This window comes from Endozoicomonas sp. Z74 (assembly GCF_057680865.1).
Window position 1 is genome coordinate 1 of record NZ_JBLYZI010000088.1, and the last position, 25681, is coordinate 25681.

Below are 25681 nucleotides of genomic sequence, written 5' to 3' on the forward strand. Positions count from 1 at the left end.
ACCTGAGCTTTGAATTCAGGTGCATGACGCTTCCTTTTTCTGACTGTCATTTTCCCCTCCTTGAAAGGGCATCATACAGTCGAAAAACTTAACTTAGCCAGTGGTCCAGTTTTTGGGGTCCACTATACTTGCCACCATGGCAGCGAATAAAGGCCAGGTGCTGACCGTCCGGTGACCAGACGGGCATGCAGTCCCGGTCAAACGAAGGGTCCAGCCATTTCAAGGTGGTCTTTTCCGGAGAGAAAAGCCCGATAAAACTGTGCCTGTTGCGGCATACGGTAAGGGCAAGCTGGTCCCCCTGTTGACTCCAGGCCAGCTCACTGATGCTACCTCGGGTGGAAAGCACCTTCTCGGCTTTTTCAGTGCTGTCTTCCGGGACAGAGGTGTCCACTTTGAAGAGCTCACCCTTTCTGGAAAAGTAGACTTCCGGGGTGCCGGGTCGAAAATAGGCCAGAGCGGTTTCTGCCAGTTCCCTGGGCTGGGAGGGCATATGTTGCAGGTCGATGTAAAGAAGTTGCTGTGTCAAGGGAAGCACATGGGAGGCCGGGTTTGCGTAGTCGCCCTGGTGATTTTTTCCTTCACCGCGAACCACAAGCAGCGCTGAGCCGTCATCGGCCACTTGCAACTGGCTCAGGCAAAGCCCGTCATCCTCAATCCAGTTCGTGACCTGTAACGGGGTAAATTCGGGTGGTCGGGCAATAAACAGGTTGCGAACCCCCTGGGTGGTTTGAATCCAGGCAAACAGGTCAGTATCTCTGGCGCTTTGAAGCTCTTCGGTGAAAGTAAAGCTCAGGTAGGATTCAAGTGTTGTCATGGAAATGCCCTGGGAGTTTCTGGTTTATAACGGCGCAAGATCCTTATGCCTGAACTCTCATAGAAGTTGATCAAGGGGCATTTTGCCAGTTTTCCTTTTGAATAGAGTGTATGCCAAAGAGCATTTTGCAGTTGCGGGTGGTGGCCTCTGCAATGTCGTTCACAGGCTGCTGTCTCAATTCGGCCAGGCAATGGGCAATGGCTGGCAGGTGCTCTGGGGAGTTCCTCTGTCCCTGAAAGCCGTTCAGGGGCATATCCGGGGCGTCGGTTTCCAGAACAATGGCTTCCAGGGGAAGGGATGCGGCGAGATGTCGTGTTTTTCGGGCTCTTGGATACGTAATGCCGCCGCCAAAACCCAGTTTGAAGCCCCGTTCAATGTATTGCAGCGCCTGCTGCTCGCTCCCGGAGAACGCATGAATAATGCCGCCCCGGTCCACAGGGTATTTCCTCAGAAGCCCGAGTATCCGGTCATGGCTTTTTCTGCCATGAATAATGACCGGAAGCCCGTGGTGCCCTGCCAGCCGGAGTTGTTCAGAAAAATACCGCTGTTGTTGCTCCCTCTGGTCATCCGACAGTTCCCGATCATGGAAATCGAGCCCGGTTTCCCCCACTGCAACCAGTCCCGCCGGTTTCTGGCTGAGCAGTTGATCAAGCTTTTCCAGCTCATGACAGCGCTTCTCTTTCTGGTCCTTTTCCAGGTTTGGGGGAGAAAGAAAACAGGGGTGCAGCCCAAGTGCGACATATTGTCGCATTCTGTGAACGTCCTGTTGCTGGCTGGAGTCTCTGGCCTGGCTCAGGAGTGATTCCCATTCTGAAGCTGTTGTGGAAGGGATACACAGGCCTGAAAGCCCCAGTTGATGGCCTTTTGCCAGAATATCCGCCCTGTCGTTGTCGAAGGCTCTGGCGTTCAGATGGCAATGGCTGTCAAAAAGATCCATGGAGTTTGCCTGCGGTTTTGGTGTTTCAACGCGTACTTCATCACTTTGGAATGCATACAGAATGCGTATAATGCCTCATATTGTTGCGGGGTAGTACTTATAGGGGTTTTATGAGGCTTGAAGTCAGTAATGGAATCCGGGGAGGGATGATCGCAGTAATGGCTCTGGGGTTATTGACCGTGATCAACCTGCCGCTTTTTTTTGACCGGCCTGACTTTGAGCTGTCTGGTTTCGATGGGTATGGCATTGACGGGAACAGCACCGACAAAGCCGGGCAACAGGTGTTCAGTTACTGTGACACTTCTGCAGGCTGTCGGGTTCAGCTGGATGATGGTGTTGCCACCTTGAGCATTCATCCCGCCAGCCTGCCTGTTGGTCAGCCACTTCAGGTAGACGTGAACCTCTCAGGCATGGCTGCCCGTAAAGTGACTATGGAATTTATCGGGCGGGATATGCCCATGGGGTTGATGCCTTTTACCCTGAGTCCCCAAGGCAATAATGGGGCCACGGGTGAGCATTACAGCGGTACGGGAAGAGTGGATTTCTGTACCACTGACCCGGATATGGCCTGGTTGGCCCGTTTGAAAATTGAAACTCCCCAGGCGATCAAAACCATTGTGTTTGAACTGGATACCGGTCAAACAGGGTGAGGTTGAAAGGGTGAGACTCACTTGAATAGTTACAGGAGTAATGGTCAGTATGCATAAAAAAAACCACCTGATGATGTCAGCGGTTCTGGCTGGAGCGATGGCTCTGGTTTCTTCGGTCAGCCAGGCTGCCCACGTGATGGTTTCCGATGAATATGTCCGTCTGGCACCTCCTGCTGCAGCGAACTCAGCCGGGTACCTGACGATCCGGAACCATGAAAAGGAAACCATCACCCTCAAGAGCATTGACAGTGATATTGCCCTCAGAACGGAGATCCACGGGCATGCCATGAAAGACGGTATGATGAAAATGTTTCGGGTGGATGGCGGTCTGCCCATAAAACCCGGTCAGAACCTGGAGCTGAAGCCAGGTGGCTACCACATCATGTTGATGGGATTGAAAAAGCCCCTTGAGGAAGGGAGCAAGGTCAATGTGACTCTGCATTTTTCCGATGGGGACGCGATTGACCTCAAACTTCCGGTCAGGGGAATGGTTCACTCTGCTGCCGAAAGTGGGCATCACCAGCATCACTAGCAGTCTGTCGTAAGTCCAGCAGGCAGGTTAACCGGGAAGGAATGGCTTATTCAGCCACTCCTCTGACCGGATGGCCTGAACTTATGCCTGTTCCAGTTCTGTTAACAGAGCTTCGTGCAGTTCTCCAGGGGTAAGAACCATCCCTTCTTCCTCATCCACCGGAAATACGGCCAGGACGGTGTTGTCTTTTTCCAACCCTGGCGTCCAGCGCTCCAGCCAGAGATCCAGCCGGATGGCTTTGGGTTTGCAGTCCGACCAGTCACCGGTGGCCCAGGCTGCTGCAAAGTCGGGGTGAGGCCATAGGGGCAGGCACTCTTCGCCATCGCTGTCAGACAGCTCTACCCAGCCTTCAGGACTGTGGAGGCTCCAGATCTCTTCCCAGTCAGCCACCTTGCGCAGAAAATAGTCATAACGCTCATGGTCGGGCAGGCGTTGAATAGACTCAAGCTGCCGGGCGTTCAGTTTGTACGTCATAAGGTTTTCTTCTGTAACACGCTAATCTGCTCGTTAGTCTGCACTCTCACAATGAAAATGCTGCTGTTTCGCTATGGGCTCTGGATTCGGTAGACACTTCCACTGTTCAGAGTGAGCACTCTGTATAAGGGGGGCGAATTATAACAGCCGCTGTTCTGAATGTATGTTTTACTTTATGAATAAGCTGGTTTTTTCAATGAAAACAACGTTATAGTCCGCGCTCAATATCGTCACTGAGGTCATTCCGGTTGTGCAGGAGGACCTCAATGGTTTATCGGGTAGCATTTTTTCTGAGAAAGCTCAGGGCTGTTGCATGAAATTGATCAGTGCTCCACTGGTGGCCTGCTTGATGGTCGGCTCGGTGGTGGTCGCGAAACATTATTTCCCGGGCTGGGCATCCGTTGCTTTTCTGGAAGGCAGCGTCTTTTTCCTGTCGGGGCTGATCGCAGGGGTTCGTCTGCCTGACCTGGATCTGATCCTGCCCGGTTTTTCCCACCGCTCGGGGATCAGTCATTCCTGTCTGCCAGCGGCTTTGCTCTGGCTTGGGGGCTGGTATCCCATAGCGGCAGGCCTGGCAATGGGCATTGCCCTGCATCTTTCATCAGACCTGCAACCCCGGGCCTGGACCGGAGGGGCGTTGATCAAGTTTCCGATCATTGGAAGTATTGGCTTATTGTCTCCTCTATGGCTGGTTGTGAATATACTGGGGTGCCTGGTGATTTTAATGGATGTTATGTCGGCTGATATGGCGAGCATGCCCATTAACACCCGCCAAATAACAATGGTGATCGGTGCTGCTGGTGGTCTCTGGTATTTCTGCCAGGAGGAAAAACGGCCGCTGCTGCCCCTGATTACCCTAGGGTTCGGAATGTTGCTGGTACACGCCATTCGCGGAGGGGCTTTGACGGTAAAGCTGGTTTTTCAGTATGTTGCCTGAACAACAGGCCACTGGTCAGGCTGGCCTGTTGTCATTGGTCATTGCTTCTGCTGTTGCTTCCTGGCTATAGCCTTGGCTTTTCGCCGTGAGACAACGGTGTCCGCCACTTCGGCGCCTATATGGGCTTCTCCACGCTTTCTGGCCAGTTGCATTTGCTTCTCTCTTTCCTGAAAACGGGCTTTCTGGTGGGCAGAGAGCCTGTCAAAACAGTGAGGGCAGCTGACCCCCTGCTGGTATTTTTCGCTCAGCTTGTCCTGGTCGGTAATGGGCAGGCGGCAGGCATGACACTGGTCGTAGGATCCGGGCTCAAGCCGGTGGTTGACGGTTATACGGTCATCAAAGACAAAGCACTCCCCTTCCCAGCAGGATTGCTCTTGAGGCACTTCTTCAAGGTATTTCAGAATACCTCCTTTCAGGTGATAAACCTCCTCAAACCCCTGTGCCTTGAGGAGGGCGGTGGACTTTTCACATCGGATGCCACCGGTGCAGAACATGGCGACTTTTTTGTGTTTTCCGGGATTGAGTTGTTCTTTCACATAGTGGGGAAACTGGCGAAAATGGTCTGTTTTCGGATTAATGGCATTTTTAAAGGTGCCCACCTGCACTTCATAGTCGTTGCGGGTATCAATCAGCAGCACATCGGGATCGTGAACCAGGTCATTCCAGTCGAGAGGACCCACGTAGGTGCCTGCTGCATGCCTGGGGTCGACTCCTTCAACCCCCATGGTGACAATCTCTTTTTTCAGTTTTACCCGGCTGTGCCTGAAGGGCATTTCCTGGGTGAATGATTCCTTGTACTCAATGGGGGACAGGCAGGAATCATTGTTCAGCCAGTCAAGCAGGGCATCTATCCCCGGGCGGGTCCCTGCCACGGTACCATTGATGCCTTCATGAGCCAGCAGCAGGGTTCCTCGTAGCTGGTTAGACTCCATGACGCTTTGCAGAGGCTCACGCAGCTGAACATAATGCTCAAGTGGAACAAATTTATAGAGAGCGCACACCACAATTGTGGGTACAGGCGCCTTTGGAGAAGGTCGATTGTCTTTGGTCATTGTCTTTATTTTCTCTGGCAATCAGGCCGGAACGTAAATCCGGAGCCAATGGGCAGGAATTCTAGCACAGGCAGTCAATAAGAACCGAAAACAGGAAGGGGAGTACTGTTTGAATGAAAAAGGCTGGAAAATTGGGCTATTCATGTCAAAGCTGTAACCTGTTTTATCTTCTGCTGGCTGTTATGCTGGTCTGTAATTGCCCCAAGACTGCTGACCATGGACTGATACCCAATGATGACAAACCCGGTAATCGAACTTCTTAAATCCCACCGCTCCATCCGCAAGTTTACTAACCGACCCATCACCGACGAGTTATTAAAGGAGTTGGTTTCAGCCGGCCAGTGTGCAGCGACCTCCAGCAATCTTCAGGGAGTCAGTGTGATCCGGGTAAGGGATACCCGTGTTCGCAGGGCCATGGCAGAGCTGGCAGGTGGGCAGGGCTATATTGAAGAGGCCGCTGAATTCCTGGTGTTCTGTGCGGATCTCCACCGCTCTTCCTGGTGTTGTGAGCAGGCCGGTAAAACCATGCCGGAGGGAATGACCGAACATTTTATGATTGCCACCATTGATGTGGCCCTGTTTGCTCAGAATGTGGTGGTGGCGGCGGAATCGGCCGGGCTGGGTATCTGTTACATTGGGGCCCTGAGAAATGATCCTCAGCAGGTCTCTGATTTACTTAAGTTGCCAGAACAGGTGTATCCCGTGTTTGGATTGTGCCTGGGCTACCCTGCCCAGGATCCACAGTGCAAACCCCGGCTGCCGTTGGCATCCATTCTTATGGAGGAATCCTATCAGCCCGTGCAGACAGTGCAGATCAAACAATACGATGAGACCATGCGGGTCTATTACCAACAAAGAACCCGGGGCAAGCTGGATCGAACCTGGAGCCAGGATATGGCAGCCCTGTTGGGTAAGGAGTCCCGCCCTCATATGAAGGCGTTTCTCGAAAGCCGGGGATTTAAACTGCGTTGATGTTAGGGGCTGTTGATGATTTGTCGTGTGCTCAGCCAAAACCAGCGGTTTCGTGCCAAGGCGCAGTAGCGCAGGAATAACCTGAAGGTCACAAGTACTGTCGTCTTTCAAGCTGCTGCAACGATGGCACGGAAGCGCTGGTTTTGGCCCTTCGGGTGGTTCGTAAAGCGGCCTTCCCGTGGTGTTGAACTGGCTTGACGTAGAATACTACGCGCTGCACCAGTTCGCCCTTGTGCCCTTTAGGGTATTGCGTTAGGCTGCTTTACGAACCACTGAGCTCACGCTAAAACATCAACAGCCCCTAGCCGTCCAGCCAGACATCACGAACCCAGTGCCAGACCGATGGCCAGCTGTCTTCGGTGACTTCGCCATGGGCCCAGCGGACCACCTCACCGTCTTCTGAAACGCCATAATAGGCCCCACGGCTTTCGCAGATGGGGATCAGCTCCCGGGGCAGCCCAAGGGACCAGGCGGTGGCTGCCACCTCCGGCAGATAGGTGTGGGAGTGGGGGTCGGTGACCGTCACCGGCTCCAGGGAGCCATACACCACATCACTGACCTTCAGCAGAAACTCCCGGAACTCGTAGGGGATGGAGATCAGGATCTGCTCTTCCACTTCCACCAGCTGGTCTTCATCGGGCAGCTCCAGGGGCAGGCTGATGTCCAGGGCACGCTCACGGAGCTCTTCAATAATATCTTCCATCAGCTCCGTCTTCCTTTTGTCCGTGAGGTATTTTGCGGTTTCCTTCTGCCCGGCTTTTGTTGAGCCTGACGGGTATTGCTGTTGCCAGGTCTCTTATTGAAAGTCGGGCGTTTTTTCCGTGGGCGCTCAGGGCTCAGAGGCTCATTGATCTGGGCGGGCCTCACTTCACCTTCCTCAAAGTAAGGCAGCGGCTCAACCTTCAGGGGCTGTTTGGTTTTCTGGCGGATGGACTCAAGTAGCTTTTTCTCTTCCGGGTTCATCAGGGAGATGGCTCTGCCGGGTTGACCTGCCCGGCCGGTCCGGCCAATTCGGTGAACATAGTCCTGAGCCACTTTCGGCAAATCATAGTTGACCACCAGTGGCAGCTGTTCAATATCCAGACCCCTGGCGGCGACATCCGTGGCGACCAGTACATTGAAGTAGTGGTCCTTGAAGTCCTCCAGAGTTCGCACCCGAAGGTACTGGCTTTTATCGCTGTGAATGGCGCGGGCGTTGATGCCGTCTTCCTCCAGCAATTCAGCCACCTTATTGGCGGCTTTTTTGGTGCGGACGAAGACCAGTGCCTTTTCCCACTTTCCACCATTAATCAGGTAGCTGAGGATTTCCGGCTTGTCCTGCTGGTCTACGGGATAAACGGACTGGATCACCGTTTTTGCTGCGGAGTTGGGGTTTTCTATTTCAATTTTGACCGGGTGCCGCAGAAACTCATGGGCCAGCTGCTTGATGTCCCGGGAAAATGTGGCGGAAAACAGCATATTCTGGCGTTTTACCGGGGCACTTTTCAGGATGCGTTCAATGTCTTCCCGAAAGCCCAGGTCCAGCATCCGGTCAGCCTCATCGAGAACCAGGATGCGCAGTTTGCTCAGATCAACATGCTGTTTGGCAATCAGGTCCAGCAGGCGCCCCGGGGTGGCCACCAGGATATCGAGCCCACTTTCCAGGGCTTTGATCTGGGGCTCCATATCGACCCCACCGTAGACGGCTGCTGACTTCAGGGGCAGATGGGTGCCGTAGGTGGCAAGGCTTTCCTGCACTTGAAGTGCCAGCTCCCGGGTAGGCACCAGTACCAGGGCTCGAATATGGGCACTGGCACGCATTTCTGATAACCGGTGCAGCAGTGGCAGGGTAAAACCCGCGGTTTTGCCGGTGCCGGTCTGGGCGGAGGCCATCAGATCCCGCCCGGTCATGGCCATGGGGATGGCTTTGGCCTGAATCGGCGTAGGTTGCTGATACCCGGCTTCAGACACGGCCTGAAGCAAAGGCTCTGATAAACCAAGCGATGTGAAGGTGGTCATAGAGGGTTGTTTATCCTTTTTGAAATTGAGGTTACTTTTTACGCTTGGGTGGTTCAAAACCGGCGTCGACTGAAACAGTCTCAGGGACTTTTCGTTCAGAAGGGCCTGTGTCGGTTGAAGGCTTGCGTCGCTTGCCAATGTTTTTCCGGGTGCGATGGCGTTGTTTACCGGTTTCGTCTTTTCTGGCAGTGCTCTTTTTGCCTGCGGGCTTTTTCTTCCTGCTGGCGGCTTTACCGGAACTTTTCAGCTTCTTCGGACCCTTGTAGCTGCCACGCAGTTCCTTGATGGAGCGCTTTTCAAACTGAGCATTGAGATAGCGCTCAATGCCCGCCATCCGGTTCCACTCATCAGGGCCAATCAGGGAAATGGCCAGCCCCTGCTCACCGGCCCGGCCGGTTCGGCCAATGCGGTGAACATAGTCATCGCCGTTACGGGCCATCTCCAGGTTGATGACCAGCTGCACGCCTTTGATATCCAGCCCCCGGGCGGCCACATCGGTGGCGATCAGAATGTTGATTTTGCCCTCGGACAATAGGCGCATAACGTGCTTGCGCTCCCGGTGGTCCATATCACCGTGAAGGACACCCACCTTCAACCCCTTGACCCGGATCTTGCCAAAGAAGGTCTCCGCCTGGGCTTTGGTGTTGGTAAACACCAGAGCTTTTTCAAAGGATTCGTTCTGCAGCAGCCAGATCAGCAGTTTTTCCTTGTGGGCAATGTCATCCGCCAGCATGATCTGCTGACGGATATTCTGGTGGGGGTCTTTGACCGTATTGAGGGTCAGTTGTTCCGACGAGGCGAGGACTTCCCGGGCCATTTCCTTCAGGGCTCGGCCTTCGAGCGTGGCGGAAAAAAGCAGGGTCTGCCGTTCAGTACGGCACTCGCCGGTGATGGACAGCACATCGGCTCCAAAGCCCATATCCAGCATGCGATCCGCTTCGTCCAGTACCAGGTATTCCAGATCACTGAAATCGTGATTGCGGTTTTCCATGTGTTCCTTCAGGCGGCCGGGGGTAGCTATCAGGATTTCCGGGTTTTTTCTGAGGGTGTTGATCTGGTGGCGGAAATCTTCTCCGCCGATGATCAGTCCTGCCTTAATGTAGGTAAATCGGGCCAGGGCTTCACAGGCTTTCAGAACCTGCAGGGCCAGTTCCCGGGTGGGCACCAGAATCAGCCCGCGGGTGCTGGATTTGGGTGCCGGGTTGCTGTGCATATGGCTGAGCATGGGCAAAAGAAACGCAGCGGTTTTGCCACTGCCGGTTTCCGCGCTGACCATCAGGTCTTTCCCGGCCAGAATCTCGGGCAGGGCTTTCTCCTGAACTGGCGTTGCGTTTTGGAAACCCAGTTCGATCAGGGCTTTTTGCACTCTTTCATGCAGGGCCAGTTCGGAAAATAACAAAATTGACAGCCTCATATCGGGGGGAGGTGGAAAAGCAGTTATGCAGAGATAAACGGGCGTGCATTTTAAGCCTGATGAATGAAAAAGGCTACGCTTCCTTCCATAAAACCGTTACCAGATCTGTATGGACTGTGCCACATTGTCGCCTAGTTCATCCGCTTCAGCATTCACAAGGTTGTACAGGGATAGAAACGATACTATGCGGATTGACCATTGAACAGGCCTGACCAGGTGTGCAGCGAGCCGCCCAGGTTGAGAATTGCCAAAGACTTGCACCGGATCAATCACCTCGAAATCAATTAAGAGAAGGGTTAGTGCCAGCATTTTAAAATAATCTTCAACCAGTTCATTCAGAAACTGGGGAAATGACTGGGGGAGCCGTGAGTAAGAAATCTCCTGAGCGCCATCTTCGATCAGGTCTCCTACATAATCTCCGAAAACGTTCAGCCCCGGTTGAAGAAGGATAATGGGGAACAGCAGTTCAGGGTGCCCGCTTTTCAATAGCCAGACCGATGCAGTATAGGGAAGCAGAACGGCCAGGCTGTCTTCTGCAAAATCCCCTTTCGAGCAGGTCCAGAAGTATTGAACGTCTTCAATGGGGGGAAGAATATGACGTCTGAACAGCTTTTTGAAGAAGCTCAGGCTTCTGTGGGGCAGTGCCGGGCAGGTTTTATGACCGGATGTTTCCGGGGTGTTGGGTGCGGTTGATTGCTGGTGGGTTTCAGGATTGCTCAGAGGCGCTACAGAGCGTTGACAGATTGTTTTTTGCAGGCTTGAACGGTTTTGAATGGATTGAGCGGGTTCGAACCTGAGCCCCTTCATGGGATTAACGGTTGTGCAGAATAGGTGGGATTGTAAATCATCACACCAGGCTGTACAGATTTTATTTTTCTCAGAGTTATAAAAAACAAAGCTGTATTGTGTTGTTTCTGCACTTGTAATATTAAATATCAATAATAATGCCAGAGTTAATGGCAGTTTATTGAGGAAACAATAAAACCCTTTTTTAAAAGGTATCAAATGAAGAAGCATTGGCTTTATTTTTTTCCTGAAAGTGGGGGGAGGAGTATAGAATAAAGAGTTGTGGTTACTCAGAGAATGCTACTGTAGCGGGCTCTTCATGGTTCCGGTTGAGTGGCGTTTTCCAATCATGGAAGTCTCAATTACAGGTGACGGGAAGACGCTTGACCGTTAACATGGCTCCCATTTTTGAGTGTTGAATACCCATGCGGCTGGACAAATACCTGTGTGAAAGCACCGAACTGACCCGCTCCCAGGCCAAAAAGGCCCTGCACCGGGGGGAGGTGACCTGTAACGGTCAGGTTGAAAAAAACGCCGCTTTCAAAGTGCCCAGGGAGTGCGATGTGCGGCTGGATGGAGCGCCCCTGAAAGTCCGTGGGCTTCGCTATATCATGCTGAACAAACCGGCAGATACTCTCTGCTCCAATGTGGATGAGGAGTATCCATCGGTGTTGACTCTGCTGGATGTGCCCAAGGCCCGGTCATTGCATATTGCCGGAAGGCTTGATGCGGATACCACCGGGCTGGTGCTGATTACCGATGACGGGCACTGGTCCCATCGAGTGACTTCTCCCACCAAGGCCTGTGGTAAACGGTATCGAGTGCAGCTGGCAGATCCCCTGCCGGAGAGTGACCGGGAGTCGCTGGTGGAACAGTTTGCCACGGGCATTCAGTTGAAGGGGGAAAAAGGATTGACCAAACCGGCCTTGCTTGAGGTGGTCACTCCTGCTGAGGTTTTACTGACCATCAATGAAGGTAAGTATCACCAGGTCAAGCGGATGTTTGCGGCCATAGGCAACCGGGTGGTCGGACTTCATCGGGAACAGATTGGCCCTATTGTTCTGGATGCAAGCCTTTCAGCAGGGCAGTGGCGGTATCTGACGGAAGCGGAAGTTCTGTCTGTTTGATCGTCAGGCCTTCGCTCCCATGGGCTCAAGTCATGGGAGCGAGGCTGCAGGTTGGATTACATCACCCGCATACCGGGCTCGGCGCCTTCATGGGGCTCCAGAATCCAGAGATCTTTGCCACCAGGACCGGCTGCCAGCACCATACCTTCACTGACGCCAAACTTCATTTTCCGGGGAGCCAGGTTGGCCACCATGACGGTGTGTTTGCCAATCAGGGCTTCCGGTGCATAAGCCGACTTGATGCCTGCAAAGATATTACGGGTCTGGGGTTCGCCGATATCCAGGGTCAACCGCAGTAACTTGCCAGCCCCTTCCACGAACTCGGCATTGACGATATGGGCAATACGCAGGTCCACTTTGGCAAAGTCGTCAAATGTGATTTCTTCGGCCACGGGCTCTTTTTCAAGCCATTGAGAGCTCTGCTCTGCTTTCTTTGCTGGCTGCTCAAGCTGGGCCAGCACCTCTCTGCTGGCTTCGATCATCGCAGAGACCTTGTCTGCTTCGACCCGGGTCATCAGTGGCTTGAACTTGCTGACTGGGTGGTCCATCAGCAGGGTCTGGCTGTCCGCCCAGGTCAGGGGAGCTACCTGCAGGAAGGCTTCTGCCTTGACCGCCATGGCGGGTAACACGGGCTTGAGATAGATCATCAGCAGGCGGAACAGATTGATACCGGCGCTGCAGATATCATGGAGTTCCTGGTCTTTGCCTTCTTCTTTGGCCACCACCCAGGGTTTGACTTCGTCAATCCAGGCATTGGCTTTGTCCGCCAGTGCCATGATTTCCCGCATGGCTTTACTGAATTCCCGTCCTTCATAGAGATCTGCAATTCGGGTGGCGGCGCTCTGGAAGTCAGCGGTTAACTCAGGTGCCAGATTGTTGGCTGACAGGGTGCTGTTGAACCGTTTTTTGATAAACCCGGCATTGCGGCTGGCAATATTGACCACTTTGCCCACCAGGTCTGAGTTAACCCGCTGAATCAGATCGTCAGTGTTCAGGTCCAGGTCATCAATGCGGTTGGACAGTTTCGCTGCATAGTAATAGCGCAGGTACTCGGGATCGAGGTGGTCCAGGTAGGTTCTGGCGGTAATAAAGGTGCCCCGGGACTTGGACATTTTCTCGCCATTGATGGTCAGGTAACCATGGACGTTGACGCTGGTGGGGGTGCGATAATCGGCCCCGGACAGCATGGCGGGCCAGAACAGGCAGTGGAAGTTGACGATGTCCTTGCCGATGAAGTGGTGGACTTCGCACTGGCTGTCTTTGTTCCAGTACTCGTCAAAGTTCAGGTCATCACGGCGTTGGCAGAGGTTTTCAAACGCCGCCATGTAGCCAATAGGGGCGTCCAGCCAGACGTAAAAGTATTTGCCGGGTTCGCCGGGGATTTCAAAACCGAAATAGGGGGCGTCCCGGGAGATATCCCAGTCCTGAAGGCCCACATCCAGCCACTCGGCCAGTTTGTTGGCAATCTCATCGGAGATAGTGCCGGAGCGGGTCCACTCCTTCAGGAAGGCATCAAAATCCGACAGTTTGAAGAAGAAATGCTCGCTGTCCTTTTCCACCGGGGTGGCTCCGGAAATGGTGGAACGGGCGTTTTTAAGTTCGGCCGGGGAGTAGGTGGCCCCACAGGCTTCACAGTTGTCACCGTACTGATCCCCTGCACCGCACTTGGGGCATTCCCCTTTGATATAGCGGTCGGCCAGGAACATCTCTTTTTCCGGGTCATAGGCCTGGGTGATGCTGCGGCTGGCGATGTGCCCTTTTTCTTTCAGGGCAAGGTAAATGGCTTCGGACAGCTTGCGGTTTTCATCAGAGTGCGTGGAGTGGTAATTGTCGAATTCCACATGAAATTCACTGAAGTCACGGACCCGCTCTTTATTGATCAGGGCAACGGACGCTTCGGGTGTCATACCCTGCTTTTCCGCATGGAGGCTGATGGCGGTGCCGTGGGCATCATCAGCACAGACATAAGTGCACTGATGACCGGACAGCTTCTGGAACCGGACCCAGATATCGGTCTGGATGTATTCAACCAGATGCCCCATATGAAGGGGGCCATTGGCATAGGGCAGGGCACTGGTGACGAGTATTTTTCGTTGGCTCATTGGCGTGGGTCTTGGGGGTTGTCTGGAGATAACTGTCTAAAAATGCAATGGGCCATTATACAAACTGTGAGCTGGAAAACCCATCCGTAGTGGCTCTTTTGAAAAACGAGTGTTCAGCAGGTCTAGAGATTGATCCCGAGCAGCTGGGCTACCTGCTGGCGGTGATTAAACCACCAGGCACGACCAAGCTCTTTCAGGGCGTTGATGTTTTTCTCACTGATATCATCCATTGCGCAGCTGGCATGAACCTTTTTCTTTCTATTGCCATCAGTGGGGTCAAGGTATTCCGTCTGTACTGTGGAATTAATTCGGACCAGGCTGCTCCCCAGGGCTCTACTGGCAATGTATTGATGAATATCCGCATCCATGGCGATGCCCAGAATGTCGCCGTCTTTTAACCACCAGAACCCGCCGGTTCTCGTTGACAACCAGCTTTCAGGATTAGCCAGTGGCGTTTCAGACAATCCGGTGCCCACTGACAAAACTCGAATCCTGGGGTTGTCTTGACCCCAGTTAGCCCTTGCCAGGCCATAGCCAACCATGGCCGGATCATTGCATACGACTCCTCCATCAATCATAACCCGGCCCGCCACTTTGGCCGGGGGGAAATAAGTGGGGGCTGCGCTGGTCACATTTCCGGCTTCCCAGATTTTGATCTCTTCGGGAAGCAGGCGGACCAATTCCTCTTCTTCTATCTGAGGCTCTGATTCGAGTACTCGGCTCATCTCAATTGCCCCAATTGAGCAAAGCACCCTGCTGCATCTTGTCTCAAGGTCATAGGCTGTTACCGCACAATGTCTCAGGGCCTCTGACATGGAAGGGTGCTCCCCAAAGGTCTCCTTCAGAAATCGCGATTTGCCCACGCCTTTGTATTTGGTGGAGATGAAGGCGTTGGGTATGAACCACCAGTTTCGATCAAACAGATGAGCGGCATTAGTGTTGTGGTAAAAACTGGCCACTTCACGGGCGTGCATGGCTTTTGCTCCCAGGCCCAGGCTGATCAGCCCGCCGGTGGAGGTACCCACAAACAGGTCGAAAAAACTGGCCAGAGGGCGGCTTGTGCCGCCATGGTAGGCGTTCAGAGCATCTTCGAGCTCGACCAGAAAGGCGGCTGTTGCTGCCCCACGAATGCCTCCGCCATCACAGGCCAGGACCGTTACAACCCCATCTGAGGCTAGCTGATTGCGAGTTTCAAGAGTGGTTGTGTCCAGCATGGGGGACTTCTCCTATGTCATTTTGGGCTCTCTTAAAAAAAAGAGGGGGCAGACGGAGCGGTCAGTAAATTTTATAAGCGGTAAATGTAGTCGCATCCTGGCAGGAAGAAAGTTATGGTTTATCTATTTTGGTTTTTATACTCGTCCTCTGTCGTTTATTTGAAGAGGGGAGTATGTGTAAAGTCATTAATGGCCCGGGATGTTATCGCCAGAGAGCATAGTGCTTTTCCCAGGTAAGCGGGTAGAATAGAACGTTTCGCAGGGGGATGACTGCACGTCAGCTAAAGTTGGTGAGCGATACCCATGGCAACCGTGTCCATTACTCATTGCCATGTCCGGCAATGAGCTGCAGACTTTTGCGCTTTCTTTTGTGCTTTCTTTTTCGAACAGTGTGACTGTATAACCTGGCCGGTCTGTCCAGGCACAGGTCTTGATCCTGGTCCTGATCTTGTTATTGGCAGCGGGTACCATTACTTTTTTTAAGAAAAAAGCCCCTGATAATTCTGTGAACAGGTGAATGCAGTCGTAGACCGGAACCGGTAAGGCAGGTATGGTTGAGTACATGACCGACGAGAACAAACAGTACATCCGTCAGCGCAACGCGGGCGCTTTACCCTGGGAGCTTGAACCGGACACACGGGGGCATGAGGAGCACCCTGTCTTCGGCCAGGTGGAAGCGACGCCACCCACGAAAGAAGGTGCCCGGGTTCAGCCGCTGCCAGCGGACTTTATGCCATCGAGGGAAATTCTGGAGTTTCTGGAGGTCCACCAGGGCATTTCTCCAGATTTTATTGCTACCCAGTTGATTGATTTCAAGCTTTACTGGCATGAGACCGGTGAGGCCCGAAAAGCCTGGCAGAACAAGTTCAAATCCCATGTGATCCATCAGTGGAAGCGGAGCCAAAGTGAAACAGGGCAAAGAGCTCATCGAACAACGGCTGAAAAGCTTACAGACCGGAGCTGGGACGAAGGCTTCCAGCTCGACGACAGCGAAGGTTGAGGCCGGTCCAGAACAGTCAGGCCAGGCCCGGGCAAGGCCGGGAGGGGCAGACCATGTGGATGCGATCAATGCCCTGTTCACCCTGCTGGAAGACGGTTATCCCCTGAAATTCAAACGGGCCTTCCCCACCCACGAAGATATCATCCGGGCGAAACGGGTCTGGAAAAACTCGCTTCAGGAATACAGCCCCCGACGTATTCTTCAGGCCGCCAAGAAGGCGCTGGATACCTCCCGGTTTTTTCCGGACCTCAGTGATATCCGGGAACTCTGCAAGCTCCGTTATGATGAAATGGGATTGAAGGAACCGTTGCAGGCATACTACGAAGCTTGTTATGCACAACAGCAGACCCGGGATTATCCCTGGTCTCACCTGGCAGTGTATCTGGCTGTCCGGGAAACTGGTTGGCTGACTCTGCGCAGTGAAGAGCAGAGGGTAGCCTTCCCGCTCTTTGAACGGAACTATGAAATTCTCTGTAACCGGGTTCTGGAAGGGGAAGACCTGGAAGCCACCGTGCTCAAGGGGTTGGAGGATGGCCGGCAACAGGAAGTGACCCGCCAGGCCCGGGAGAACGCCCAGCGGCAGCAAAGAGAGACCATGGTTGCCCAGGGAATTGATCCGGACAGCGGTCTGTCCGCCCGCGAGCGGCTACAGAAAGTGTTTGATAAAGACTGAAGGTGGTTGATAAGCGCAGTTGCCTATTGTCCCTTCCTTGAATTTCCCTGAAGTCACCCTTATTGATAGAACATCTATTCATCAAAGCCCCGCTCCCTGGTGAGCGATGGGCTTTTTTACCCTGGCAGCCTATCTGACTTATGCTTTCGAGCATAAAATTCAGTAGAACGAGTCAAATTGTTCGATGGATTCGTGCGAATAGTCAGCCTATTTAATCGAATTCATCGGACAATTTGGCCGTTCTTTCTGGATTTTAGGCCGATATTGTCGTGGGTCAGATAGTCTGCCAGACATTTGGAGTAAGTGGATATGAATCCCAGCCGTGCTGATGTGGAAGCGGCCATTCAGAGTTATCAGGACCCTTACCTGAACAATAATCTGCTGGAGGCCGGTTGCCTGGAGTCCCTTAAGATCGAAGGGGGGCGGGTTGAGGCTGCTTTTGTTCTCGGGTATCCGGCCAAGGGGCTCTGTGCGGGTGTGGCCCAGATGCTGACCAGCAAGATAGAAGACGTGCCCGGGGTGGATTCAGTGAATGTCCAAGTGGACTGGAAGGTGGATCCCGCTCCTGTTCAGGGCGAACTGTCCACTATGGCAGGCATCAAAAATATTATTGCCGTGGCTTCCGGTAAAGGTGGCGTAGGGAAATCCACCACAGCGGCCAACCTGGCTCTGGCCCTTTCGGCGGAAGGCGCCAGGGTGGGGGTACTGGATTCCGATATTTATGGCCCGAGTATGGGGCAGATGTTTGGTATTCCTGATGGCACCCGTCCAGAGGTCAAGAATGAACAGTTTTTTGTTCCTCTGGAAGCCCATGGCATACAGGTCATGTCCATGGCCTTTCTGGTGACGGAAGAGACCCCGGTGGTCTGGCGGGGGCCAATGGTCAGTGGCGCCCTGATTCAGCTGCTGACCCAGACGGTGTGGAATGACCTGGATTACCTGATTATTGATCTGCCACCGGGAACCGGGGATATTCAGCTGACCCTGGCTCAGAAAGTGCCGGTTTCCGGCAGTGTGGTGGTCACCACGCCCCAGGACCTGGCCTTGATTGATGCCAAAAAAGGGGTGGAGATGTTCCGCAAGGTGGATGTGCCAGTCCTGGGTGTGGTTGAAAACATGGCGGTGCATGTCTGTTCTCAGTGTGGCCACACAGAGCATCTGTTTGGAGAAGGCGGCGGTAGTCGTATTGCTGAGCAGTACGGTGTCGATCTTCTGGGCTCTTTGCCCCTGTCGATGATGATCCGGGAGCAGGCCGATGGTGGGGCCCCTACGGTGGTGTCGGAGCCGGAATCCCAGATTGCCATGATCTACCGGGACATGGCCCGGGGCATGGCCGCCAGACTCTGGTTGAGAAACCAGCAGGGGCCTGCGGTACCGGTTCTCAACATCAGTGATGATTGATCACTGGAGTTGCTGAATGCGGTGGCGGACTTTTTCCAGAAACCGGCTGAGCTTTGATTCTGTGGCTTTGTCCATGCTGTAAAGCGCCAACCACTGGATATCCCGGCACTTTGTGCAGGCTTTCAGGCACAGTTTCATCATCAGCCGGGGTGGGTTGGCTATCAGGGTCATCCGCCACCAGGAAGAACCCTGGGTGGTGATGACCAGGATTTTCCGGAGGTTGGTCAGACGGGGTGTGACACCATCAGGGCCGAATTCAGCCACCACGGAGGGCAGCCATACCCGGTCCAGCCATCCCTTCAGGATGGCCGGTGGCCCCATCCACCAGGTGGGGTAAACCATGACCAGGGCATCTGCCCATTTCAGCTGATGGACATACCTTTCCACATGAGCGGTATTATCCTTGCCCATGTATTGCCTTCGCTCTTCACAGCTCATGGAAGGTTCGAAGTTTTCCCGGTATAAATCCAGGCTGTCCACCTGATGTCCTCTTTCATTTAATTCTCTGCAAACCAGCTTGAAAATACTGGCACTGAAACTTTCAGGTACCGGGTGGGCAAAAACGACCAGAACATTCATGAAGCGATGAGTTTCCCTTGGTGATCCGCCAGGCCCTCATTATAACGTCTGGCATGGGGTGTTTGTTCTTATCCCTGATTTTTCCTGAAAAAATACATCATGTTTCTGCAAACCGGTTTATGTTCAGGGGAAGCGGTATTTGACCAATACCCTCAGAACCAGGGTTGAATCGTTTACAAAATGTTCAGTCAGAATGTTGATCCAGGTCAGGATAGTGGTTTGCCGCAATGAGCCATACTGGCATCAACAGCAACATACCTTAGCGCGGGAGGCCTGGGATATGAGCAACGACAACCCTCTTCATACCATGACCGCTGAACAGATCATGTGCCAGACCGTAATGACGGTTCCATCAGACTGGTCGGTGGATCGCCTGGCAAGGTTTCTGACGGACAAGAGTATTTCCGGTGCTCCGGTGGTGAATAATGCCGGGCAGCTGGTGGGTGTGGTCTCTTTTTCCGATATAGCCCGTCAGGCAGGAAGTGGCCTGGTGGACCTGGCCATGCGTGACGATGATTTTTACCGCTCAATGATTGACGACAGTTTGTCTCCGGAAGATCAGAGATCGTTCCATGATGTGCTTGATCAGTCGGTGCTGGTCAATGACATTATGACCCCGATGGTGTTTGAAGTCGCTCCGGGCACCCCTTTGATTCAGGTGGCTGAAGCCATGGTCAAGGGCAGGATTCACCGGGTAATGGTGACAGAGGGGCAGTCTCTGAAAGGGGTGATCAGTGCGCTGGATTTGTTGAAAGTGATGACGTTGTAATTGCCAGGCTTGAGTTTTGGTGGTTGTAATACAGAGAGATCATCAAATAAAAACTGGCCGTTTTTTGGGCCAGTTTTTATGCAGAAGAAATGGTTTCGGGTTATCGGAAAATTCTCATTTCCACCCGACGGTTTTTCTGGCGTGAATCCTCATTGCTGTTACTGAAGACCGGGTGCCGCTCCCCTTTGCCGCGGGTGGCAATCCGGCTTGAGTCTATTCCTTTTTCCATCAGATAGTCCTTAACGGCTCTGGCGCGGTTTTCAGAAAGATCCTGATTCACCTGACTGGGCCCGATATTACAGGTATGTCCAATGAGCTCAATGCGACTGGATTTGCCCATCCGTTCAACCACCTGGTCAAGCTGGAGACGATCCTCCATATCGAGAGCATGGGAGCCGAATTCAAAGTGGACGGTTCTGGGTGTCTGGTCTGCAATGGCACAGCTGATACCGGCGGCCAGGGCACCAGCGACCATGGCTGCCCCCCCGGTAGAAAGGCTGCTGAGTGCAGCGGGAATGCCCAGTGCGGCTCCCCCCAGGGCAGCACATTTGCCCCAGTGACTGGTGGTTTTGGGTGATGAGTGAGTTGGGTTGGTCTCTGAGCCAGTAGTGCTACAGCCTGTGATCAGTAGCGTGGTTGCCAGGAAGGCGGTTATCCTGAATAGCCTTTTCATGGTACTTCTCCATCCATGGGTTAAGTGAGTTGAACTCCCGTTTCAGTGGGAATTGATCCTGAGTATAGTTATGGCGCTTGGCGTTGCTGCCGGTGATTTGAGAAAAAAAGAGGACGTGTTTGGCCAGTCGGCTTTTTGACGGACAAACAGTGAAAAGTCCGGGGCAGGCGGTTGCCCCGGGTCTCAGAGTGTTATGGATTGGCGGTAACGGGTCTTTCCCTGAGGTCTTTTATCAGGAGCCAGAGTACAACGGCGGCCAGGAAAATATTGGAGATTGGCAGGGACAGCCAGACTCCGTTTACGCCCAGCAGAGTTGGAAGTGTCAGTAACAGTGGAATCTGAACCACCATATTGCCCATGGTAATGAAGGTTGCGGTTCTTGGTTTGGCCAGTGCCTGAAAATAGGCGGCTATAACCACGATAAAACCGTCCAGAAACATGGTCATCAAGTGGAGTCTGAGCCCCAGAACGGTTTCCGCCATCAGTGGGGCATTATCCCGGTTAAACACCCAGGCAATGGTATCTGGAAACAGGTTGATCAAAGCCACAGAGCCGATGCCCAGTCCCAGCGCAACTACTGAACCCAGACGAACAGCTGAGCGGATGTTGAAGTTATTTCCGGCACCCCGGTTAAAGCTGACAATGGGCTGGATACCATTGGCAATGCCTTCGGCAACCATGTAATACACCGCCTGGATATAGCCGACAATGGTAAAAGCCGCCAGGGTTGTCACTGTGCCAAAATGCAGGAAAAGTTTATTGTGCACAGCCAGCACAAAACTCATGTAGGCGAACATGGTCAGGCTGGGCAGTCCTGTGGCAATAATATGAAAGCTGTCCTGCAGGGGCAGTTTCAGGTCGGACAGGTGGATGCGCAGCCGGGCTTTGGCACTGAAAAAATAGCCCAGGCTCCAAAGGGCGGTCAGAGCCTGGGCAATAATGGTTGCCAGTGCTGCACCCGCAACCCCTTGTTGCAGAACAATGATAAACAGGTAGTCAAGGGCAATGTTCGTGATGGCTCCGGTGGAAATGATGAGAGTGGACAACTGTGGGCGTTCATCATTGCGAACCATCATGGGCAGCCCGGCCCCGGCAGTAGCAACCGTAGCGGCCAGGCTGATGTAGAGTAAATACTCTTCACTCATTTCCAGAACGTTGCCGGTGGCACCCATCATCTCAAGCAGCGTTCTGCCGGAGAACAGCAGAACAACGGTCTGTGCCAGCCCTACCAGAAGCATGAGTAACAGACCTGAGCCAAGTATTTGTCTTGCCCTGGGGTAGTCGCCCTCTCCTTTGGCTATGGCGCTGTGAGCAGATGACCCCATGCCGATCATCATGCCAATACCGATAATGATGCCAAATAGCGGCCAGCTCAGATTCATGGCCGCCAGGCCATCGGCACCCACCACCTGGCCAATGAAGATGCCATCGATGGTTGAATAAAGGCCATTGACCAGCATGCCTGCCACGGCTGGCAGGGTATATCGCCAGAATAAACGGTTGACGGGCTGGTGGGCCAGGGACCCTTTATGGTCTTGTGTTGATACCAGTTCCATTTAAAACTCTTGATGGTTTAATTGATGAAAATACCGCCAGTGGGGTCCTTTTCATGGCTGTAGATCTGAGTCAATTTATATTTTCAGTCTATTTGGTTAGCGAGACTAACTAAATAGGTGAGAGTAATAAAGTCTGGAGCTTTCCGTATTCATGACTTCATCGGGTATGGTTACAAGTGCTCACAGACCTTTGCCAGCAAGTGCTCCAGTGTTCTGTATTCTTCTGGGGCCATGGCTTGCCTGATGCGCTGGGTAAAGCGATCAAAGATTTCATCGTCCAGGGCCATCAGGGCTTTACCTTCCCGGGTCAGGCTTACCAGAACCACACGGCCATCATCCGGTGAGGGAATGCGTTTCAACAACCCCCGTTTTTCCAGCTTGCTGACCATGTTGCTGGCGGAAGGCTTGCTCACTCTCATGACCTGGGCAAGATCTGACAGTCTGGGCTTTTCAAGTTGTTGAACGCTTTGCAGATAGTCGTACTCATTAAACGACAGCTGCATGAAACGACTGGCCACTTCGTCACTGCGCCACATTTTACTGATATGGCGATCAATGCGATCCAGGGACTGGTTCAGTGATAACTCAGAAGCCATACAAAATTCGTTAGCCTAACTAATTAAATGTCAGGATGGATTATAGAGTTTGGGCGGTTAAAAGCAATGATTTTCAGAGGGCTCCTGGGTCTGTCAAGGGAGGTCACCCTTCTGTCAAAGAGAAACGATGCTGGGTGTTGGGTGAAACAGTGCTGAAACCGGGTTTTATTGATTTTGCTCAGGTTGTCCTCTCTGGTGCTGGCTTATTATTCAGCGCTTTTTACCGTGCCCAGGGGATGAAGTTTGTTCTCACTGAGGCAAATTATGTGGCTAAGGAAGTGGCATGGATACAAATCTCAGGTTGACGTGGCGAGTAAATGCCTGCTTCACGATCCGTTGTTGTTTTATGGTGATGTTCCTGCTGGTGGCAGGCTGTGCTGGGTTACCAGAGTCAGGCCCCGCTGGATTGCCATCCGCTGGTCAAATCAGTATGCCTCACTTTTTCAACGATCGGATGGTGGTTCAGCGGGATGAGCCGATTGTCCTGTGGGGCTGGGGGGAGCCTGATACCTGGGTTGAGGCCAGCCTGAACGGGAGGTCAAATACCCGGGCAAAGGTGACAGCAGAAGGCCAATGGCGCCTTGAGCTACCCGCGCAGAAAGTCGGTGGGCCGCATCAAATTGTCGTGCAAAGTGAAAACACCCTGGCCTTTGAGGACGTGATGGTTGGCGAGGTCTGGCTCGCTGCAGGTCAGTCCAATATGTGGTGGCCTATCCGCCAGTTAAAACGACAGCAGATTGATATTAGTCAGGTCCAGTTGCCCGATGTACGAATGATTCAGACCCCACGTATGGGAACTGCTGAGCCCTCTGATAATGTCAGTGACCCGGCCCTCGACCCCAGGGTGGATGGTCGTTGGCATCGGGCGTCACCTGAAACCCTTGGTGATTTCTCGGCAACTCCTTTTTATTTTGCCAGGGCCCTGGAGGGGGAACTGGATGTACCGGTGGGGGTCATTGTTTCAGCCTATGGCGGTACCACCATCACCCAGTGGCTGGCCCAGAATAAACCGGCCAGAGCCAGTGCCCACTTCGGTGATAAAGGCGGCAGTGGTGCTCTTTATAACGGCATGCTGTCACCCTATGCCGGTTTACCCATTCGGGGTGTTATCTGGTATCAGGGAGAAAGCAGCCTCAGGCTCAGTGGGGAATATGCCCGGTTACAGCTGCTGCTGGTGGAGCAGCTCAGAAAGGCATGGGACCGACCAGAACTTCCTTTCTATCTGGTTCAGCTGGCACCTTTTAAAAGAGATCCCCGTTGGGCAGAAATCGGTCAGGCCCAGCTGGAGGCTTATCGCCAGGGCTCCCACATGGGGATCGCGATCACCAATGACCTGGGGGATCCGGAAAATATCCATCCATGGCGCAAACAGGAAGTGGGTGAGCGCCTGGCTCGCTGGGCGCTATGGGATTTGTATGGACAGCAGGATTTGGTTGCAACCGGGCCACTGGCTGCCAGTGCCTCAAGGGAAGGGACAGAGGTTCGTGTCCGTTTTGACTTTACCGGCAAGGGGCTGGCCTCCCGTGATGGGCTGCCTCTCAGCTGGTGGCAGCTGGCAGGGGAAAACGGCCGCTTTTTTGATGCTGAGGCACACCTGGATGGCGATCAGGTTGTGGTTCGTTCCCGTCATGTAGAGAGCCCGGTTTCTGTCCGGCTGGCGTTTGATGGTACCGCTGTTCATAACCTGGTGAACAGTGAAGGCCTGCCAGCCAGCCCATTTTTGATGGGTGTTGAGCCTTAACCCGCATATTGCATGAAGCCGCTATGAAAAAGCGATTATCCCCCGTCTTTCAAGGGGTGTAGGAGAAAAGCGTAAAAAGACAATTTGTCATAGGGACTCTCGTCGGCTTGTCGCTAGCTCTTTTTCCGCCATGACAGCATTTTGTCGACAAATCCAGGCAATAAGCATGAATGTGTCGACAAAATGTGTCAGCCGAAAAAATAGCAGAGCGACAAGCTCGACACTTCATGCAATATGCGGGTTAATGAAGTACGGCTCTTCATGGTGTGCTGTTGCACACCGGTTGTTATTAACACAAATATCCATAGTGAACGAATAAGGCTGATGATGAAATTCTGGATAAGGGGAGCGATTACCTCTGGGCTGCTAATCATGGCTGTTCCGGCCATGGCCCAGGACGGGCTTGCAGATGAAGCGGTGACCCTGAATAAAACGGATCCCGCGCAGGTCGCCCTCAATCACCTTCAACGCCCGGATGAAAGCCGGCGCCCTTATACAATGCCTGTAGACCTGAAAGATGGGCTTGTTGTGGGGAATCTGAATCAGTCTGTGAGTGATCGCTCGGGGATTGATGAGTTAAGGGCAAGAATTGGCCGGGGAGAGTATGGTTACATCGACAGTCTGTTAATCAGCCATAAGGGCAGGCTGCTGGTGGAAGATTACTGGGGGGAGGGAGCGATTGATCAGCCTCACTTTCAGTTTTCCATCACCAAAAACATGATGTCCAATGCCATTGGCAAGGCCATAGAGCTGGGTTTCATCGGCAGTGTGGATGATCGGGTACTGAACTATTTTCCCGGGCTGGAAGGTAAGCCCCTGGCACCGGGGGTTGAGAAGCTTCGTATCAGGGATCTGCTCAGTATGCAGTCCGGGCTGGATTTGCGTGGTGTGGATTTGCGGGAAGTGAACATCAATCCGGATAACCATGTGGAGCATTATCTCACGCTGACGAAACCGGTTGCTCCCGGTAAGCGGTTCCGATACCAGGGGGCCGACCCGGATATTCTCAATCATATTCTCTACAACACCACTGGGCAGACACTGGCAGAGTTTATCCAGAAACACTATTTTACGCCTATGGGGATCAGCGGTGTCCGCTGGGAAGCTTCTGCCTGTGGCCTGACCAAAGCCAGCTCCGGTCTTCATATGACCTCAAGGGATATGATGAAGGTGGGTCTGGTCACCCTGGCCGAAGGGCGCTATCAGGGAAAGCAGCTTCTGGACAGACAGTGGCTGGAGGAGGCGACCACAGCGAAAACCGCCAATGGCAAATACGGCTACTTCTGGTGGACGGAAAACTTTCAGGTGGGTAGCCGCTCACTTCAGACTGTCTCTGGGCGGGGTGCCCGCGGGCAGTTTATTTTCATGCTTCCGGAGTTGGAGCTGGTGGTGGTCATCACCAGCAGTAATGACAGCAAAACCCGCCGGGTACCCCTTAAATTCACACCTGAGTTGATTCTTCCTGCGTTTTTGTAGGAAGAGTCATACGGAGTCAGATTAAGTAATACTGTCCAAACTAATAATCAAAGAATTCAAATGAAGGCCTGGGGTCATTATCTGCATTAGTTCAGATCTGATCTGACAATTCCCTCTTCAAAAAAGGGAAGGGTTACCGATTTAGATAGAGGGTGAAATCACTGAAATCTAAATCGTAAAAAGGTAACCCTTATGATTCATACTAATC

At 53.1% G+C, this 25681-nt stretch carries 25 protein-coding genes; 11 read left to right on the forward strand and 14 right to left on the reverse strand.

Annotated features, from left to right (window positions below; translation table 11 throughout):
• Window positions 1-88 precede the first annotated feature (88 nt).
• Window positions 89-814, reverse strand: a complete 726-nt coding sequence (locus tag ACNRUY_RS20080; RefSeq protein WP_488113443.1) for a hypothetical protein — start codon at window positions 812-814, stop codon at window positions 89-91.
• Window positions 815-884: 70 nt separating this feature from the next.
• On the reverse strand, window positions 885-1751 hold the full coding sequence (locus tag ACNRUY_RS20085) for a TatD family hydrolase (RefSeq protein WP_488113444.1): 867 nt from the start codon (window positions 1749-1751) through the stop codon (window positions 885-887).
• Between the two features lie 110 nt (window positions 1752-1861).
• On the opposite strand from ACNRUY_RS20085, the gene ACNRUY_RS20090 reads away from it, so the two are divergent.
• Together ACNRUY_RS20090 and ACNRUY_RS20095 are read left to right on the forward strand one after the other, a co-directional pair.
• The gene (locus ACNRUY_RS20090; RefSeq protein WP_488113445.1) at window positions 1862-2401 is read left to right on the forward strand and encodes a hypothetical protein; all 540 of its coding nucleotides are present in this window, start codon (window positions 1862-1864) and stop codon (window positions 2399-2401) included.
• Between the two features lie 49 nt (window positions 2402-2450).
• On the forward strand, window positions 2451-2933 hold the full coding sequence (locus tag ACNRUY_RS20095; protein WP_488113446.1) for a copper chaperone PCu(A)C: 483 nt from the start codon (window positions 2451-2453) through the stop codon (window positions 2931-2933).
• Window positions 2934-3014: 81 nt separating this feature from the next.
• On the opposite strand, the gene ACNRUY_RS20100 is transcribed toward ACNRUY_RS20095, so the two are convergent.
• The gene (locus ACNRUY_RS20100; RefSeq protein WP_488113447.1) at window positions 3015-3407 is read right to left on the reverse strand and encodes a DUF2750 domain-containing protein; all 393 of its coding nucleotides are present in this window, start codon (window positions 3405-3407) and stop codon (window positions 3015-3017) included.
• 313 nt (window positions 3408-3720) lie between these two features.
• Between ACNRUY_RS20100 and ACNRUY_RS20105 the strand changes: the two genes are divergently transcribed.
• Entirely contained in the window at window positions 3721-4344 is a 624-nt protein-coding gene (locus ACNRUY_RS20105) for a hypothetical protein (RefSeq protein ID WP_488113448.1), read from the forward strand.
• Window positions 4345-4382: 38 nt separating this feature from the next.
• On the opposite strand, the gene trhO is transcribed toward ACNRUY_RS20105, so the two are convergent.
• The gene (gene trhO, locus ACNRUY_RS20110) at window positions 4383-5396 is read right to left on the reverse strand and encodes an oxygen-dependent tRNA uridine(34) hydroxylase TrhO (protein WP_488113449.1); all 1014 of its coding nucleotides are present in this window, start codon (window positions 5394-5396) and stop codon (window positions 4383-4385) included.
• Between the two features lie 231 nt (window positions 5397-5627).
• On the opposite strand from trhO, the gene nfsA reads away from it, so the two are divergent.
• Window positions 5628-6368 (forward strand): oxygen-insensitive NADPH nitroreductase, encoded by a 741-nt coding sequence (nfsA, locus tag ACNRUY_RS20115; protein WP_488113450.1) that lies wholly within the window; start codon window positions 5628-5630, stop codon window positions 6366-6368.
• Window positions 6369-6669: 301 nt separating this feature from the next.
• Here nfsA and ACNRUY_RS20120 read toward each other — a convergent pair whose 3' ends face one another.
• The 4 genes from ACNRUY_RS20120 to ACNRUY_RS20135 all read right to left on the reverse strand — a co-directional run bounded on the left by ACNRUY_RS20120 (window position 6670) and on the right by ACNRUY_RS20135 (window position 10587).
• A complete protein-coding gene (locus ACNRUY_RS20120; RefSeq protein ID WP_488113451.1) occupies window positions 6670-7071 on the reverse strand; it encodes an SMI1/KNR4 family protein in 402 nt (133 codons plus the stop codon).
• Window positions 7071-8366: a DEAD/DEAH box helicase gene (locus tag ACNRUY_RS20125; RefSeq protein WP_488113452.1), complete on the reverse strand. Its 1296-nt coding sequence runs from the start codon at window positions 8364-8366 to the stop codon at window positions 7071-7073. The genes ACNRUY_RS20120 and ACNRUY_RS20125 overlap by 1 nt, the downstream gene beginning before the upstream one ends.
• A gap of 31 nt (window positions 8367-8397) precedes the next feature.
• Window positions 8398-9765, reverse strand: coding sequence for a DEAD/DEAH box helicase (locus tag ACNRUY_RS20130; RefSeq protein WP_488113453.1), 1368 nt, complete (start codon window positions 9763-9765; stop codon window positions 8398-8400).
• A 111-nt stretch (window positions 9766-9876) separates the two neighbouring features.
• Complete coding sequence (locus tag ACNRUY_RS20135; RefSeq protein WP_488113454.1) at window positions 9877-10587, reverse strand: hypothetical protein; 711 nt, start codon at window positions 10585-10587, stop codon at window positions 9877-9879.
• Window positions 10588-10991: 404 nt separating this feature from the next.
• Between ACNRUY_RS20135 and rsuA the strand changes: the two genes are divergently transcribed.
• Complete coding sequence (gene rsuA, locus ACNRUY_RS20140) at window positions 10992-11693, forward strand: 16S rRNA pseudouridine(516) synthase RsuA (protein ID WP_488113455.1); 702 nt, start codon at window positions 10992-10994, stop codon at window positions 11691-11693.
• 56 nt (window positions 11694-11749) lie between these two features.
• Here rsuA and metG read toward each other — a convergent pair whose 3' ends face one another.
• Both metG and ACNRUY_RS20150 read right to left on the reverse strand, forming a co-directional pair.
• The gene (metG, locus tag ACNRUY_RS20145) at window positions 11750-13795 is read right to left on the reverse strand and encodes a methionine--tRNA ligase (RefSeq protein ID WP_488113456.1); all 2046 of its coding nucleotides are present in this window, start codon (window positions 13793-13795) and stop codon (window positions 11750-11752) included.
• Between the two features lie 122 nt (window positions 13796-13917).
• Window positions 13918-15009 (reverse strand): patatin-like phospholipase family protein, encoded by a 1092-nt coding sequence (locus ACNRUY_RS20150; protein ID WP_488113457.1) that lies wholly within the window; start codon window positions 15007-15009, stop codon window positions 13918-13920.
• 562 nt (window positions 15010-15571) lie between these two features.
• Here ACNRUY_RS20150 and ACNRUY_RS20155 point away from each other — a divergent pair.
• From ACNRUY_RS20155 to apbC, 3 genes are all read left to right on the forward strand, one after another.
• The gene (locus tag ACNRUY_RS20155) at window positions 15572-16009 is read left to right on the forward strand and encodes a DnaT-like ssDNA-binding domain-containing protein (RefSeq protein WP_488113458.1); all 438 of its coding nucleotides are present in this window, start codon (window positions 15572-15574) and stop codon (window positions 16007-16009) included.
• A gap of 55 nt (window positions 16010-16064) precedes the next feature.
• On the forward strand, window positions 16065-16682 hold the full coding sequence (locus ACNRUY_RS20160; protein WP_488113459.1) for a replication protein P: 618 nt from the start codon (window positions 16065-16067) through the stop codon (window positions 16680-16682).
• Between the two features lie 309 nt (window positions 16683-16991).
• Window positions 16992-18083: an iron-sulfur cluster carrier protein ApbC gene (gene apbC / locus ACNRUY_RS20165; RefSeq protein WP_488113460.1), complete on the forward strand. Its 1092-nt coding sequence runs from the start codon at window positions 16992-16994 to the stop codon at window positions 18081-18083.
• On the opposite strand, the gene ACNRUY_RS20170 is transcribed toward apbC, so the two are convergent.
• Entirely contained in the window at window positions 18084-18662 is a 579-nt protein-coding gene (locus ACNRUY_RS20170; RefSeq protein ID WP_488113461.1) for an NAD(P)H-dependent oxidoreductase, read from the reverse strand. It lies immediately after the preceding gene.
• 280 nt (window positions 18663-18942) lie between these two features.
• On the opposite strand from ACNRUY_RS20170, the gene ACNRUY_RS20175 reads away from it, so the two are divergent.
• On the forward strand, window positions 18943-19431 hold the full coding sequence (locus ACNRUY_RS20175; protein WP_488113462.1) for a CBS domain-containing protein: 489 nt from the start codon (window positions 18943-18945) through the stop codon (window positions 19429-19431).
• Between the two features lie 100 nt (window positions 19432-19531).
• Here ACNRUY_RS20175 and ACNRUY_RS20180 read toward each other — a convergent pair whose 3' ends face one another.
• From ACNRUY_RS20180 to ACNRUY_RS20190, 3 genes are all read right to left on the reverse strand, one after another.
• The gene (locus ACNRUY_RS20180) at window positions 19532-20104 is read right to left on the reverse strand and encodes an OmpA family protein (protein WP_488113463.1); all 573 of its coding nucleotides are present in this window, start codon (window positions 20102-20104) and stop codon (window positions 19532-19534) included.
• A 191-nt stretch (window positions 20105-20295) separates the two neighbouring features.
• Window positions 20296-21660 (reverse strand): MATE family efflux transporter, encoded by a 1365-nt coding sequence (locus ACNRUY_RS20185; protein ID WP_488113464.1) that lies wholly within the window; start codon window positions 21658-21660, stop codon window positions 20296-20298.
• Between the two features lie 170 nt (window positions 21661-21830).
• Window positions 21831-22256, reverse strand: a complete 426-nt coding sequence (locus ACNRUY_RS20190) for a MarR family winged helix-turn-helix transcriptional regulator (RefSeq protein WP_488113465.1) — start codon at window positions 22254-22256, stop codon at window positions 21831-21833.
• Window positions 22257-22539: 283 nt separating this feature from the next.
• Here ACNRUY_RS20190 and ACNRUY_RS20195 point away from each other — a divergent pair, with 283 nt between their 5' ends.
• Together ACNRUY_RS20195 and ACNRUY_RS20200 are read left to right on the forward strand one after the other, a co-directional pair.
• A complete protein-coding gene (locus ACNRUY_RS20195; RefSeq protein WP_488113466.1) occupies window positions 22540-23997 on the forward strand; it encodes a sialate O-acetylesterase in 1458 nt (485 codons plus the stop codon).
• A 372-nt stretch (window positions 23998-24369) separates the two neighbouring features.
• Window positions 24370-25473 carry a serine hydrolase domain-containing protein gene (locus ACNRUY_RS20200; protein WP_488113467.1) on the forward strand — a complete coding sequence of 368 codons (1104 nt, stop codon included), beginning with the start codon at window positions 24370-24372 and terminating at the stop codon, window positions 25471-25473.
• Window positions 25474-25681 lie beyond the last annotated feature (208 nt).

Bases quoted from the DNA above. Each gene is read 5' to 3' on its own strand.
- ACNRUY_RS20080 (WP_488113443.1), bottom strand. From the start codon at position 814: ATGACAACACTTGAATCCTACCTGAGCTTTACTTTCACCGAAGAGCTT.
- ACNRUY_RS20180 (WP_488113463.1), bottom strand. From the start codon at position 20,104: ATGAAAAGGCTATTCAGGATAACCGCCTTCCTGGCAACCACGCTACTG.
- ACNRUY_RS20155 (WP_488113458.1), top strand. From the start codon at position 15,572: ATGACCGACGAGAACAAACAGTACATCCGTCAGCGCAACGCGGGCGCT.
- ACNRUY_RS20190 (WP_488113465.1), bottom strand. From the start codon at position 22,256: ATGGCTTCTGAGTTATCACTGAACCAGTCCCTGGATCGCATTGATCGC.
- ACNRUY_RS20185 (WP_488113464.1), bottom strand. From the start codon at position 21,660: ATGGAACTGGTATCAACACAAGACCATAAAGGGTCCCTGGCCCACCAG.
- ACNRUY_RS20150 (WP_488113457.1), bottom strand. From the start codon at position 15,009: ATGCTGGACACAACCACTCTTGAAACTCGCAATCAGCTAGCCTCAGAT.
- ACNRUY_RS20195 (WP_488113466.1), top strand. From the start codon at position 22,540: ATGGATACAAATCTCAGGTTGACGTGGCGAGTAAATGCCTGCTTCACG.
- ACNRUY_RS20090 (WP_488113445.1), top strand. From the start codon at position 1,862: ATGAGGCTTGAAGTCAGTAATGGAATCCGGGGAGGGATGATCGCAGTA.
- ACNRUY_RS20200 (WP_488113467.1), top strand. From the start codon at position 24,370: ATGGCTGTTCCGGCCATGGCCCAGGACGGGCTTGCAGATGAAGCGGTG.
- ACNRUY_RS20125 (WP_488113452.1), bottom strand. From the start codon at position 8,366: ATGACCACCTTCACATCGCTTGGTTTATCAGAGCCTTTGCTTCAGGCC.
- trhO (WP_488113449.1), bottom strand. From the start codon at position 5,396: ATGACCAAAGACAATCGACCTTCTCCAAAGGCGCCTGTACCCACAATT.
- ACNRUY_RS20085 (WP_488113444.1), bottom strand. From the start codon at position 1,751: ATGGATCTTTTTGACAGCCATTGCCATCTGAACGCCAGAGCCTTCGAC.
- ACNRUY_RS20120 (WP_488113451.1), bottom strand. From the start codon at position 7,071: ATGGAAGATATTATTGAAGAGCTCCGTGAGCGTGCCCTGGACATCAGC.
- nfsA (WP_488113450.1), top strand. From the start codon at position 5,628: ATGATGACAAACCCGGTAATCGAACTTCTTAAATCCCACCGCTCCATC.
- rsuA (WP_488113455.1), top strand. From the start codon at position 10,992: ATGCGGCTGGACAAATACCTGTGTGAAAGCACCGAACTGACCCGCTCC.
- apbC (WP_488113460.1), top strand. From the start codon at position 16,992: ATGAATCCCAGCCGTGCTGATGTGGAAGCGGCCATTCAGAGTTATCAG.
- ACNRUY_RS20135 (WP_488113454.1), bottom strand. From the start codon at position 10,587: ATGAAGGGGCTCAGGTTCGAACCCGCTCAATCCATTCAAAACCGTTCA.
- ACNRUY_RS20100 (WP_488113447.1), bottom strand. From the start codon at position 3,407: ATGACGTACAAACTGAACGCCCGGCAGCTTGAGTCTATTCAACGCCTG.
- ACNRUY_RS20170 (WP_488113461.1), bottom strand. From the start codon at position 18,662: ATGAATGTTCTGGTCGTTTTTGCCCACCCGGTACCTGAAAGTTTCAGT.
- ACNRUY_RS20175 (WP_488113462.1), top strand. From the start codon at position 18,943: ATGAGCAACGACAACCCTCTTCATACCATGACCGCTGAACAGATCATG.
- ACNRUY_RS20095 (WP_488113446.1), top strand. From the start codon at position 2,451: ATGCATAAAAAAAACCACCTGATGATGTCAGCGGTTCTGGCTGGAGCG.
- metG (WP_488113456.1), bottom strand. From the start codon at position 13,795: ATGAGCCAACGAAAAATACTCGTCACCAGTGCCCTGCCCTATGCCAAT.
- ACNRUY_RS20105 (WP_488113448.1), top strand. From the start codon at position 3,721: ATGAAATTGATCAGTGCTCCACTGGTGGCCTGCTTGATGGTCGGCTCG.